The organism is Trichococcus pasteurii (assembly GCF_900112935.1).
Lineage (GTDB): Bacteria > Bacillota > Bacilli > Lactobacillales > Aerococcaceae > Trichococcus > Trichococcus pasteurii.
Window position 1 is genome coordinate 121579 of sequence record NZ_FONM01000003.1, and the last position, 13699, is coordinate 135277.

Genomic DNA, 13699 nt, shown 5'->3' on the forward strand with positions numbered 1-13699 from the left:
ATGAAAATTGCTCCATCCATATTAAGTGCTGATTTCGCGAATTTAGAAAGGGACGTCAAGTTAGTCGAACAAGCCGGTGCCGATTATATCCACATCGATGCCATGGACGGCCAATTTGTTGCCAATTTGACTTTGGGCCCGAATGTTGTGCAGGCAATCCGGCCGCACACCAAGTTACCGTTGGATTGTCATTTGATGGTGAATACACCTGAAAAATTGATTCCGGCATTCGCCAGGGCTGGCGCCGATATCATCACGATCCATGCAGAAGCCACTGCCCATATCCATGGCGCGATCCAGATGATCAAAAATGAAAATATATCAGCCGGTGTCGTCATCAACCCAGGCACAAGCGTAGACGTCATCAAACCCGTGTTGGGTGATGTCGATATGGTGCTTGTCATGACTGTCAACCCGGGCTTCGGTGGCCAGGGCTTCATCGAAAGCACCTTGGGAAAAATCCAAGAGCTGGCTTCTTTGCGCGAAAAACATGGCTATCATTACGAAATCGAAGTCGACGGCGGCATTACTCATGAAACGATCATCAAGTGCATTCAGGCGGGTGCGGATGTGTTCGTAGCCGGCTCCTACATTTACGACGACGAAAATCCGGCAGCTGCCATCTGCAGACTGAAGGATGCTTGCCATAATGCAGTCTGAAAAAGTGTTGATTGTGGTCGGCGGCGACCAGACAGACGTCGCCGACTTGGTCCACCGTTATTCGGTAAGCCATCGCTTGATCGGTGCTGACCGCGGAGCGTTGAAGCTTGCAGAGCTGCTCACAAATTTCGATGCGGCCATCGGTGATTTTGATTCCGTCACCCCGACAGAAATGGAAGACATCAAAAAGAAAAGCCGCGTCTGCCGTGTACTCCCAGCGCAAAAAGATGAGACGGATACTGAGGCGGCTATTGCCTATGCGATCGAAGCGTTCCATCCGGAAGAAATCATTCTTTTGGGTGCTTTCGGAGGGCGTTTGGACCATCTGATGAGCAATTTGTGGTTGGCGTTCCATCCGCTCGTGAAAGGGATGGCAGGCAAAATCAGCCTGATTGATTTGCACAATACCTTGCGGTTTTATATGCCAGGCAGTTACGCTCTGGAAAAAGAAAGTGATAAAAAATATTTGTCATTCATAGGCTTGACACCCATCAAAAAATTGACATTGACGGAAGTTGTTTATCCTTTGCACGGAAAGGATTACGAATACCCGATAGCTTTGGTGAGCAACGAGTTTGAAGGGACCGAAATGCATTTTTCTTTTGAGTCGGGGCTGCTGGCAGTCATCCAAAGTTCCGACAAGCGCAAATAAGGAAAGAGGCCGCGCTTTTGGCGCGGCCTCTTTCCTTATTTTGGACGAAAAAAAAGATGAGCTGGAATCATGGCATGGTCCCTGGGCTCATCTATATTTTTATACTCTTTCAACTTTACCAGATTTCAAAGCTCGAGCTGAAACCCATACTTTTTTAGGTTTTCCATCGACTAAGATACGAACTTTTTGTAAGTTTGGTTTGAAAGTACGTTTTGTGTAGTTCATAGCGTGGGAACGGTTATTACCTGAACGGCTTTTACGTCCTGTTACGAAACATTCTTTTGACATTTTCTTTCCTCCTTTGCTGTTACAGAAGCAAAGCTTCTTTCCAATTCATACACTTGATTAATTTATCATAATTCAAAAGTGAATGCAACTGTTTTAAAGGAAAAATACTTGACAGCTGTTTTTTTTATCCTGCCCTCATCAAATATCCGTATTTGGCTGTCGCCAAAAAGGAGGGAGCGGGGATGAGAAAACGCTGGGAAATATTTCGAAAACAGACAGAAATGCTGTAAATCGACCGGAAATGAGAAATTTAAACGTAAAATGTTATTTCTTTCGTATAAAATATGCTATCATAATTTATAATTACGATTGTGTGCATACATTAAGGAGGCTATTATAAATGGCAGTTAAAATCCAAACACAATATGGGATGGTTGACTTATCGAACGACGTGATCGCTACGGTAGTGGGCGGCGCCGCAACGGACAATTATGGCGTTGTCGGCATGGCCAGCAAAAATCAAATCAGAGATAATATCAGTGAAATATTGAAAAAAGAGAACTATTCACGCGGTGCCGTGATTCGCCAGGAAGAGAATGGAGTAGCTGTCGATGTCTATATCATTGTACTCTACGGAACAAAAATTTCTGAAATTTGCCGGAATGTTCAAACCCAAGTCAAATATAATCTTGAAATGATGTTGGGTTTTTCCGCAAATACAGTGAATGTGTTCGTCCAAGGCGTTAGAGTATTAAAGGACTAAAGATTACAGATCACCATGCTTTTTGGTGAAGGAGGATTATAAGGTGAAGAAAACTGAATTAACAGCGGAAGACTTTAAAGCGATGGTCGCAGTCGGCGCCGAACGCCTTAGTGAGAATGCAGAATATGTGAATTCTTTGAATGTGTTCCCTGTTCCGGATGGAGACACGGGCACGAACATGAATCTATCATTCACATCCGGAGCTGAACGCGTCAGGCTGTCGAATGCTGCAACAATTGATCAATTAGGATCGGACTTGGCTAAAGGCTTATTGATGGGTGCGAGAGGGAACTCAGGCGTCATCTTATCCCAACTGTTCCGCGGCTTTTCGAAGGCGATCGAAGGCAAAACAACTTTGAATACAGCTGATTTTGCTGAGGCTTTTTCCCACGGCGTCGAGACAGCCTATAAAGCGGTCATGAAACCTGTGGAAGGCACCATTCTGACGGTTGCGCGCGAATCCGCCAAAGCCGGTGTGAAAAAAGCCGAACATACGGATGACATCATCGAATTGATGGGAACAGTCCTTAAAGTCGCGCAGATCGCGTTGGATAAGACACCGGATCTGTTGCCGGTATTGAAAGAGGTAGGCGTCGTCGACAGCGGCGGACAAGGCCTTGTATACATTTACGAAGGTTTCATGGAATCCTTGACCGGAGAGAAAGTGCCGTCAGCCGAAAAGGTCGTCTCACAAGCGGATGTGACCGAAATCGCTCACCAAGAAAATTATCATAACGTTTCGCACTCGATTGCGTCAGAAGATATTGAATTCGGTTATTGCACAGAAATCATGGTTAAACTGGGCGAAGGCGAAACAGTGACGGACACCTTTGATTATGACACATTCCGTAATCATCTGAACGAACTCGGAGATTCACTGTTGGTCGTCGCAGACGACGAAATCGTGAAGGTCCATGTGCATACCGAGTATCCAGGGGAAGTCATGAACTACGGCCAAAAATTCGGCTCCCTGATGAAAATAAAAGTGGACAATATGCGCATGCAGCATGATGCTGTTCTGGAAAAAGCGGATGCGCCCGCCAAGAAACCTGAAAAAGTACCCTATGGCGTGATAGCTGTAGCTGCCGGCGAGGGTGTACATGCCCTGTTCAAGAGCATGGGGGTCTCCACTATCATCAATGGCGGACAAACGATGAATCCTAGCACGGAGGACATCCTTAAGGCTATCGAAAACACAAATGCGGAGAAAACAATCATTTTGCCGAACAACAAAAATATTTTCATGGCTGCAGAGCAGGCCGCTGAAGTATCTGATGCGGATGTGGTTGTAGTGGCTTCAAAAACGATCTCACAAGGCCTGACAGCCATGCTTGCCTTCAATGATTCGGTGGACTTGGAAACGAATAAAGCCAACATGACTGCTGAACTGGAAAATGTTGTCAGCGGGCAAATCACGAATGCGGTGCGCGACACAGTCATCGACGGATTGGCGATCAGCAAAGACGACTTCATGGGAATCGTCGACGGAAAAATCCTGACGGCCGACAAGGACAGAAAAGCCGCAACAATAGAAACCTTGAAAAAAATGATCACGGATGACAGCGAAATCGTCACCATCATCTTCGGGGAAGACAGCGATGAGAACGAAAGCAAAGAGATTGCAGCGGCCATCGAATCGGAGTATGACTTCTTGGAAGTCGAAGTGCAAGAAGGAAATCAACCAGTATACAGTTATCTTCTTTCTGTAGAATAATCTGAAAAAGCTGAACGAGTTTCTCTGTTCGGCTTTTCTTTTTCAAAAACGGCCCGGAGCGTCCGGAATGTTTTTGGAAGTGGTTGGTCGGAGAAACTGTCCTGCTCCCATAAGAAAGGAGGCGAAAGGATGGGAACCGAAATCAACAAGCAATTGGATATTTACGATCCAGTCGGGGAATTGCCCCATGTAGGACCGAAGAGGGTTGAGGCGCTGCATTCGCTGGGCATTGATACGATCTACGATCTGATCACACATTTTCCTTTCCGTTATGAGGACATAAAAGTCAAAACATTGGACGAAATCGAGGATTCGGACAAAGTGACGCTGAAAGGACAAGTCGTGACGGCTCCGGTCGTTCATCATTACGGTTTTAAAAAAAGCAGGCTATCATTCAAGCTAGCCATTGAAGATGCCATCGTATCGGTAACGTTCTTCAATCAGCCTTACCTGAAACAAAAAATCCTGCTTGAGGATGAGGTCGCGATTTTCGGGAAATGGGAACGTGCACGTCAAAGTTTGGCAGGGATGAAGATCCTCGGCAGTTCGAATGGGCAGGATGACTATGCAGCCATCTATCACGTCAACAAGACAATCAAGCAACAGACGATCCTGAATCTGATCAAACAGGCGATCGAACTTTATTCTCCGGTCATTCCCGAGATTCTTCCGCAGCATCTGATGCAGACTTATCATCTGATGAGCCACAGGGAAGCCATCCGGGCGATGCACTTTCCCAAAAGTGATGAAGAATCGGAGCAAGCCAGACGGCAAATCATCTATCAGGAATTTTTCCTTTATCAAGTGCGCCTGCAATTGCTGCAGTTGAGCCGCAAAACGAACAACAGAGGCATTCCGATTCTGTATGATGTGGACAAACTGAAGGGATTCATAGCGACTTTGCCATTTGAACTGACGGATGGGCAAAAGAAGGTCGTCAACGAAATATGCCGGGATCTGCGCAAACCTTATGAAATGAACCGCCTGTTGCAGGGGGATGTCGGCAGCGGCAAAACGATCGTAGCGGTGATCGCCCTGATGGCTACCGTTTTGGGCGGTTACCAAGGGGCGTTTATGGTGCCCACTGAAATTTTGGCGGAACAGCATTATCGCAGTTTGCAGAGCCTGTTCGAATACACCGATGTCTCAATTGCCCTGCTTACAGGCAGCACGAAGGCGAAGGACAGAAAAGAATTGTTGAACCGCCTCGCTGCAGGGGACTTGCATATCCTCATCGGGACGCACGCACTGATCCAAGAGGATGTCGTTTTTGCCGACCTTGGCTTGGTCATCACCGATGAGCAGCACCGTTTCGGCGTGCAACAGAGACACAAACTGAACGAAAAAGGGAACAACCCGAATGTGTTATATATGACCGCCACGCCGATCCCAAGGACGTTGGCGATAACGACGATGGGCGAGATGGACGTTTCGGTGCTTGACCAGATGCCGGACGGCAGAAAACCGATCAAAACCATCTGGAACAAATCGGATAAGATTGAAAATGTACTTGAGTTCATCCGGAAACAGATGGATAATGGACAACAGGCGTACATCATCACGCCCCTGATCGAGAAATCCGAATCGTTGGATGTCAAGAATGCGGAAGACGTGCACCAAGCTGTGACGGCCTATTACAAAGGGGAATACCAGATCGGTCTGCTGCATGGCCGTCTGAAGTCCGATGAAAAAGATCAGATCATGCGCCGTTTTCAAAACAATGAGCTGCAGGTTCTGGTATCGACGACAGTTATCGAAGTCGGCCTGAACGTGCCGAATGCAACAGTGATGGTCATCCAAGATGCCGACCGGTTCGGGCTTTCCCAGCTCCATCAACTGCGCGGGCGAGTGGGCCGGGGGGACAAAGAGTCCTATTGTGTGCTGCTTGCTGATCCGAAAACCGATAACGGCAAGGAACGCATGCGCATCATGGTGGAGTCGACTGACGGTTTTTACCTGAGCCAACGGGATTTGGAATTGCGTGGGCCCGGCGATCTTTTCGGCAACAAGCAATCCGGCTTGCCCGATTTCAAATCAGGGGACATCGTACGGGATGCCGTCATACTGGATATTGCCCACAATGACGCTATCCAAATCACACGCGAACAAGACTTTGCAAGCAATCCGGCCTACGAAAGTTTGCGGGAAGCAGTCGAACGCGAAAAAGAAAAATTAAAGAGATTACAGTGAAACTAACAAAAGTGAGGTATAACATCTATGAAGATCGCTGTCGATGCGATGGGCGGAGATTTTGCGCCCCAAGCAATAGTAGAGGGCATTTTAATGGCTGCAAAAGAATTTAATGATTTAGAGTTTTTGCTTTTCGGTGACGAATCCAAAATACGCAAAGCTTTAGGGGACCAATATACCGATGGCGGGAAAATCAAAATCGTTCACACGACTGAAAAGATCGACAGCGACGATGAACCCGTCAAGGCAATCCGCAGAAAGAAACAAGCTTCCATGGTGTTGGCTGCTCAAGCAGTCAAAAACAAGGAGGCCGATGCTTTGTTTTCGGCAGGGAATACGGGTGCACTTTTGGCAGCCGGATTATTGATCATCGGCCGGATCAAAGGGATCGACAGACCCGGCTTGATGCCGATTTTGCCAGTCATCGGGAAGGATAATGAACAGTTCCTGTTGATGGATGCGGGCGCAAATGCTGATTGCAAACCGGAAAACATTTACCAGTTCGGCCTGTTGGGATCGTATTATGCCAAGTTTGTACAAGGCATCGAAAACCCAAGGATCGCTTTATTGAACAATGGTTCCGAAGCAACAAAAGGCAGCGAACTGTCCAAAAAAGCCTACGCATTGTTGGAAGAGGATTCCGAACTCAATTTCACGGGCAATGTTGAAGCGCGGGAAATTTTGCTCGGCGCTGCGGATGTCGTCGTGACTGATGGCTTCACCGGGAACGCTGTCCTGAAGACGATGGAAGGAACGGCAATGTCCTTGCTGAAGTTGATCAAAAACCAATTGCTTTCAGGCGGTCTGAAGACAAAAATCGGCGGAATGCTGATCAAGGATTCCTTTTCGGAAATCAAAGATACGATGGATTATTCGAAGCACGGAGGAGCTGTGCTGTTCGGATTGCGGGCGCCGGTCGTCAAGACGCATGGATCTGCGGATAAAGTCGCTGTCTACCATACGGTGAAGCAGATCCGTAAAATCATCAGTTCCCACGTCATCGATGATGTCGTGAAGCACTTTGATGAAAAGAATGCCCAGCCCGTAAGCCAAAATGAGCAGTAATAAAAAAATATAGACAAAAGATTAGCGTATGGGTAAAATAGATGTGAGCCTTTACAAAATATTTCCAGTAAATGTGATGTAATTGGTTATGGAACGATAATGGAGGTGTAACGCTTGGCAGATACAACTACTTTTGAGCGAGTAGCCAAGATGGTTATTGAACGATTCGGTGTCGATGAAGCAAAGGTTACGAGAGAGTTGACTTTCCAAAACGACCTTGGGGCGGATTCATTGGATATTGTCGAACTCGTTATGGAACTGGAAGATGTCTTTGCTGTACAGATTTCCGATGAAGATGCTGAGAGGATAATCACAGTAGGGGATGCAGTGGACTACATCGATTCTCAAAAATAAGGATCGCAATAATTTAACGACAAAAGCAACATTGACGGTTCTCCAATGCCAATGTTGCTTTTTTTTCAGGCCAAGAGGCTGATTATGGCAGAAATATGAAATGAATTAAAACTGGATGAAATGGCGGTTGTTTTTGGATGGGCTTAAACGTATAATGTTAGGAGATATTTCCTCAAGTTTGTTATATAAGCATGAAAGGAGGCGCACGATGGGACTTGGAAGACCCTTGCTGGAGATAAATGCATTGCATACTGCATTCCGGATGCAGGATAACTATTATGATGCAGTCGATGATGTTTCCTTCAGTCTGGAAAAGAATGAGATTTTGGCGATCGTAGGAGAGTCCGGCTGTGGGAAAAGTACCCTCGCGACAACGATCGTCGGACTCCATAATAAGGCGTATACCCGGATTTCGGGAGAGATCATTTATCAGAACCTGAATCTTATCGATTTGAACGAAACGCTTTATAACCGCATAAGAGGAAACGATATCGGGATGATTTTTCAAGATCCCCTAGCGGCACTTAATCCGTTGATGACGGTAAGTGAACAGATAGATGAAGTGCTGCTTTATCATTCCAGGATGACAAAAGAGGAACGTGCACTGCGTGTGAGCGAATTGCTGGTCCAAGTGAAGGTGGCGGATCCGGAAGGAACTGCCAACTGCTACCCGCACGAGCTGTCCGGGGAAGCGCGCCAGCGGGTCGGCATTGCCATCGCTATTGCCTGCGAACCGCCGATCATCATCGCGGATGAACCGACGACCTCTTTGGATGTCACGGTTCAAGCTCAAATATTGGATTTGTTGAGCGAAGTGAGGGACGACACGGGTGCCGGAATCATCTTGATCACCCATGATTTGGGTGTCGTAGCCGAGATTGCGGACAGGGTAGCCGTCATGTACGCTGGACAAATTGTCGAAACAGCGGGTGTCGTCGATCTTTTCACGGATCCGAAGCACCCTTATACCCGATCTTTGTTGCGTTCGATGCCGCAAGCGAATGAGGCGTTCGATTCGGATTCCGAGGAACTCTATGTGATCCAAGGGGATGTTCCGTCCTTGCAACAGTTGCCTAAAAAGGGCTGCCGTTTTGCCGGACGGATTCCATGGGTCCCGTTTTCCGCGCATGAAGAGTCACCAAAAATGCATGAGGTTTCCAAAGGTCATTTTGTCAGGTGCACGTGCCATGAGTCCTTCCGTTTTGAAGGGGAGAGTGAATAAGATGGGACTTTTGGAAATCAAAGATTTGAAGGTTCATTACCCGGTCAAGAGCGGCTTTTTATCCAGGGAACGGAGCCTTGCAGCCGTTGACGGCATCAGTCTGTCCCTGGAAGAAGGGAAAAATTACGGCTTGGTGGGCGAGTCAGGATCCGGAAAATCCACAGTCGGAAGAGCGATCGTCGGATTGGAGCGGATCACTGCCGGCCAAATCATTTATGAAGGGATTGACGTGACCACTGCGATAGGAAAGCGGAAATCAACCCACAAACGAAATGTCCAGATGATTTTTCAGGATTCGAGTGCGAGTTTGAATCCAAAAAAACAAATCGGGCAGATCATTTCCGAACCTTTGCATAATTTTGAGCAGCTTTCCCCACAGGAAGAGAAAAAACGGGTCCTGGAACTATTGGAAATGGTAGGATTGCCGGAAGATGCACTGCAGAGGTATCCTCACCAATTCACCGGGGGCCAAAGGCAACGCATTGCTTTGGCAAGGTCGGTTGCACTGCGGCCAAAATTTGTCATAGCTGATGAACCCGTTTCAGTATTGGACCTTTCCGTTCAGGCGCAAGTGCTGAATTACATGAAACGCATCCAGGAACAATACAAACTGAGCTATCTTTTCATTTCCCATGACCTTGGCGTCGTGAAGCAGATGTGCGATGAATTGGCAATCATGTACCGAGGAAGGTTCGTGGAATATGGAGACAAGCAGGACATCTATCTCAATCCGCAGCACATTTACACGAAAAGGCTCCTTTCCGCAATTCCGAATTTGGATCCGGGCAACCGGGAGTTGCACAAGCGTCTGCGGCGGGAAATAGAATCAGAATATGAACAAAGTATGGGGAGTTATCTGGCAAAGGACGGTCGTGTTGGGGATTTGATCACGTTGTCGGACACGCATCGGATTGCCGGTAAACCATTGAAAGGAGAGCGGTAGCGATGTGGAACAGAATTCTGAGACGCTTCTTCTTTATCATTCCGCAACTGTTGGCGTTCAGCTTGTTGGTGTTTGCGTTGGCGCAATGGATGCCCGGAGATCCGCTGACTGGGCTGATCATTCCGGGGATGGATCAGAGCAGCATTGACGCAATCCAAGCGAACGCGATCCTGGATGACCCTTGGTACATTCGGTATCTGCAGTGGATCGCAAATATGCTCAGAGGGGATTTCGGCCTCAGTTACACTTACCGGATGCCTGTGGAAGTTCTGGTTGGTGCAAGGTTTGGCAACACACTCTGGTTAGCGACGGCCTCCCTTTTGTTGTCTTATCTGATCGCGGTTCCGCTTGGCATTTATGCGGGGCGTTTTAACGGTTCTTTGGGTGATAAAGTCATTCGGTTTTTGAACAGCATCAGTTTTTCCTTGCCGGTATTTATTGTTGCCTTGGTGCTGGTTTGGCTTTTTGGATTTCAACTGGAATTGTTTCCGACTCGGGGGATGCCCTTGTTGCCGGAAACGCAGAGCGTATTTGCCTCTCTTTGGAATAGGCTCCACCACTTAGCGTTGCCGGCGCTGGCTTTTGCCCTCTCGGCATCCGCCGGCAACATCCAACGGTTAAGGTCGGGCATCATCGAAGCAAAACAAGAAGATTATGTTCTGACAGCACGCTCAAAAGGCGTTCCGGAGAGCATGGTTTATCGGAGGCACATTTTCAGGAACGCGAGTATGCCGGTAACGTCTCTGTTTGGCTATGACATTACCGGTTTTATAGGGAGCAGCATTTTTATCGAATACATCTTCTCCTACCCGGGGATCGGCCGATTGTTCATCAGCTCTTTAGAATCACGCGATTTCAGTGTCATCGTTGTCTTGTTGCTGATTTATGGGCTGGCTGCATTGATTGGCACGTTAGTATCTGACGTCATTTTGATCATTGCTGATCCGCGCGTCAGGATAAGATAGCAAGAGGAAAGGGGGGATATGTTGAATACGGAGGAAGAAAAGAAAGCAGGAAGAATGGAAGAGTTGAAGACGGAGATAGTCTCCGGTGCGGCAGGCGAGAACCGTTTGAGCCACGAAGTGAATGAGGAAACAAAAACGGTTGTCGATTTCCGCAGCATGCTTGAAGAATTCCGAAAAGACAAGTTGGCTGTCATTGCTTTGGGTACGCTCGTTTTGCTCTTGTTGCTGGTCTTTGTTGGATCCCTTTTTTTTGATGCGGGCCAAGTCATGCAGGTGGATCTGTTGAACAGGTACGCTTCGCCGGGCAAAGGGCATCTGTTGGGGACGGATGAAGCGGGACGGGATGTGCTGGGCCAGTTGTTGCTGGGAGCGCGCACCTCGCTGATGGCCGGAACCGCCGTGACAGTCTTGACTGGATTCATCGGAATCGGATTGGGTCTGCTGTCCGGCTATTACGGTGGTTTCCTGGATAGACTGCTTATGCGCTCCATTGATTTCATCATGGTGCTTCCAGCAAGTGTTTTGGTTCTCGTGCTGATGGCCATCGTATCGGAATACAATCTCTTTACGTTCATTTTGCTTATGAGCGCATTCAGTTGGGCGGGGAAATCAAAGGTTTTTCGAAACCGGACGCGTTCGGAGGCCAAACGTGATTATGTGCGGGCTTCCAAAACAGCAGGGACAAACGACTTGCTGATCATGTTCCGTGAAATCTTGCCTAATTTTAGTTCACTGGTCATCATCAATACGACTATGTCGTTGGCAAGGAATATCGGGATGGAAACAGGTTTGAGCTTTCTGGGCTTTGGGCTACCGTCCACCGTGCCGAGTATAGGCAATTTGCTGCGTTATGCAATTTCCCCAACCGTCTTTGAGAACTATGTATGGGTATGGTTACCAGCATCCACGCTCATCTTTGCAGTGTTGTTGTGCATCATTTATGTCGGACAGGCATTGCGGCGTGCGGCTGATGCTAAACAAATGCAAGGATAATAAGGAGGATGAGTATGCTGAATAAAATGATTGTTTCGTTCTTGTTGGCTGCGCTGTTGGCCGGTTGCGGAAACGAGGAAGTCCTATCGGAAAAGGACGGGAACTTGTCCGATTCATCCGCTGTCATACAGGAGTTCGACACTGTCATGAACAGCGATGCCCCTGCCGTTGCCGGCGGAGTGTTGAAATATGCGCTGGTTGCCGAATCTTCCTTCCAGGGTATCTTCAGCCCTGTTTTTTCTGAAGATGCCTATGACGAGGAACTCATGGGTTTTTCCCATGAATCCATTTTTTCGTATGATGAGGAGTTTCAGCTCACGCAAGATGGCATGGCCACTTTTGTTCTGAATGAAAATTTAAAAACAGTGTCGATCACTTTGCAGGATAACCTGAAGTGGTCGGACGGAGCAGCACTTACGGTAGATGATATCCTTTATGCCTATGAGGTGATCGGGCATCCGGACTATCCCGGTTCCCTTTATGGAGAGGCTTTTGCGAATGTCGTGGGCATGACCGAATACCATGAAGGCACTGCCGGTGCGATTGCCGGTATCGAAGTTTTGGATGATACGCACCTCACCATTGCTTTCAAAGAATTGAATCCGTCCATTCTGCAGGCGGGAGGAGCCTTATGGAGCCAACCGTTGCCAAGGCACCAACTGGAAAGTATCCCTGTATCGGAAATGGCGCGTTCATCCCAACTGCGTGAGCAACCTGTTGGGACAGGACCATTTCGGGTCAAAGCGATCGTTCCGGGAGAGTCGGTCCTTTTTGAAGCCAATGAATATTATTGGAAAGGGAAACCGAAGTTGGATAATATCCTCGTGGAAGTAGTCGGTTCGGCGACGATCGTATCCGAAATGGAAGCGGGAAATTACGACGTAGCTGTCATGCCGACAAGTTCTTACGAAACCTATAAAGATTTCGATAATATAACCTTGCTGGGCAGAGAAGAATTGGCGACAACTTATATCGGGTTCAAATTAGGATCCCGAGACGTTGGATCCGGCGCCAACAGCCTGAATCTGAGTTCCAAAATGGCGGATGCGGCATTGCGGCAAGCGATGGCATATGCGCTGGACAACGAATTTGTCGCTGCGGTCCTTTTCGATGGGCTGCGGCAGCCGGCGCACGGCATGATTCCACCAGTATTCGAAGGCTTCAGTGATGACGAGGCGGTTGGCTTCAGTTATGATCCTGTGAAGGCTGCAAGTCTGCTGGATGAGGCTGGCTATCTGGACAGCGACGGCGACGGTTTTCGGGAAACGCCGGACGGAGAGCCGCTCGAAATCAACTTTGCGGCAGTTGCAGGGGGAGACGCGGCTGAGACCGCTGTCGCTTACTATATCCAACAATGGAAAGAAATCGGTTTGGATGTCTCGCTCGCCACAGGGAGATTGATTGAATATCAGAAGTTCCATGACATGCTTGCATCCGACGATCCGGCTATTGATGCCTATCAGGCAACTTGGGTGACAGGCATGGATCCCAATCCGACCGAAATGTTCAGCCGTACCAGTGCTCTCAACTATACCCGTTGGATCAACGAAAAGAATGATGCTTTGTTGGATCAGCTCAACGCTGCGGGTGCCTTGGACGAAAATGCGCGGACGCAGATCTATCAACAATGGCAAGCTTTGCTGTTCGAGGAAGCGCCTGTCATCCCTACTTTCTGGCGGACACAGATTTTTGCCGTCAACAACCGCGTCAAGAACTTCAATATCCGCTATGGTGCAACCAGAGGATGGGAAACCATCGAACTGACATCGGAAGAACCTGCCCGGTAATGCGCGTTCAGGTAAATTGTCAAAAATGAGGAAGAGGCCCGGACTTTTGTCCTGGCCTCTTTCTCATGAGCAGCGGCAGTCTGTCGTTAACTAAATTTGCGTGCTTATGAAACGCATTTGTCGTATAATGAAAAAGGACTCTATTTTCAGAAGTGCCTTGACA

The 13699-nt window shown here is 48.0% G+C and carries 13 protein-coding genes; 12 read left to right on the top strand and 1 reads right to left on the bottom strand.

Features of this window, described 5'->3' with window-relative positions:
* Complete coding sequence (gene rpe / locus BM184_RS04810) at window positions 1-660, top strand: ribulose-phosphate 3-epimerase (RefSeq protein WP_086941657.1); 660 nt, start codon at window positions 1-3, stop codon at window positions 658-660.
* Complete coding sequence (locus BM184_RS04815; protein WP_177208538.1) at window positions 650-1312, top strand: thiamine diphosphokinase; 663 nt, start codon at window positions 650-652, stop codon at window positions 1310-1312. Before rpe ends, BM184_RS04815 begins: the two co-directional genes overlap by 11 nt.
* Window positions 1313-1411: 99 nt before the next feature.
* Here the strand turns inward: BM184_RS04815 and rpmB are convergent, their stop codons facing one another.
* Complete coding sequence (rpmB, locus tag BM184_RS04820; protein WP_068562155.1) at window positions 1412-1600, bottom strand: 50S ribosomal protein L28; 189 nt, start codon at window positions 1598-1600, stop codon at window positions 1412-1414.
* Window positions 1601-1940: 340 nt separating this feature from the next.
* Between rpmB and BM184_RS04825 the strand changes: the two genes are divergently transcribed.
* From BM184_RS04825 to BM184_RS04870, 10 genes are all read left to right on the top strand, one after another.
* Window positions 1941-2303, top strand: a complete 363-nt coding sequence (locus tag BM184_RS04825) for an Asp23/Gls24 family envelope stress response protein (protein WP_086941655.1) — start codon at window positions 1941-1943, stop codon at window positions 2301-2303.
* A gap of 43 nt (window positions 2304-2346) precedes the next feature.
* Window positions 2347-4017 carry a DAK2 domain-containing protein gene (locus tag BM184_RS04830; protein WP_086941654.1) on the top strand — a complete coding sequence of 557 codons (1671 nt, stop codon included), beginning with the start codon at window positions 2347-2349 and terminating at the stop codon, window positions 4015-4017.
* A 129-nt stretch (window positions 4018-4146) separates the two neighbouring features.
* Complete coding sequence (gene recG, locus BM184_RS04835) at window positions 4147-6207, top strand: ATP-dependent DNA helicase RecG (protein ID WP_086941653.1); 2061 nt, start codon at window positions 4147-4149, stop codon at window positions 6205-6207.
* A gap of 27 nt (window positions 6208-6234) precedes the next feature.
* Window positions 6235-7272 (top strand): phosphate acyltransferase PlsX, encoded by a 1038-nt coding sequence (gene plsX, locus BM184_RS04840; RefSeq protein WP_086941652.1) that lies wholly within the window; start codon window positions 6235-6237, stop codon window positions 7270-7272.
* Window positions 7273-7386: 114 nt separating this feature from the next.
* Window positions 7387-7626 (top strand): acyl carrier protein, encoded by a 240-nt coding sequence (acpP, locus tag BM184_RS04845; protein ID WP_086941651.1) that lies wholly within the window; start codon window positions 7387-7389, stop codon window positions 7624-7626.
* A 208-nt stretch (window positions 7627-7834) separates the two neighbouring features.
* Complete coding sequence (locus BM184_RS04850) at window positions 7835-8848, top strand: ABC transporter ATP-binding protein (protein WP_086941650.1); 1014 nt, start codon at window positions 7835-7837, stop codon at window positions 8846-8848.
* A gap of 1 nt (window position 8849) precedes the next feature.
* Window positions 8850-9791, top strand: a complete 942-nt coding sequence (locus BM184_RS04855) for an ATP-binding cassette domain-containing protein (RefSeq protein ID WP_086941649.1) — start codon at window positions 8850-8852, stop codon at window positions 9789-9791.
* A 2-nt stretch (window positions 9792-9793) separates the two neighbouring features.
* A complete protein-coding gene (locus BM184_RS04860; RefSeq protein WP_086941648.1) occupies window positions 9794-10756 on the top strand; it encodes an ABC transporter permease in 963 nt (320 codons plus the stop codon).
* 117 nt (window positions 10757-10873) lie between these two features.
* The gene (locus BM184_RS04865) at window positions 10874-11749 is read left to right on the top strand and encodes an ABC transporter permease (protein ID WP_375152976.1); all 876 of its coding nucleotides are present in this window, start codon (window positions 10874-10876) and stop codon (window positions 11747-11749) included.
* Between the two features lie 14 nt (window positions 11750-11763).
* Window positions 11764-13536: an oligopeptide ABC transporter substrate-binding protein gene (locus BM184_RS04870; RefSeq protein WP_177208539.1), complete on the top strand. Its 1773-nt coding sequence runs from the start codon at window positions 11764-11766 to the stop codon at window positions 13534-13536.
* Window positions 13537-13699: the final 163 nt, after the last annotated feature.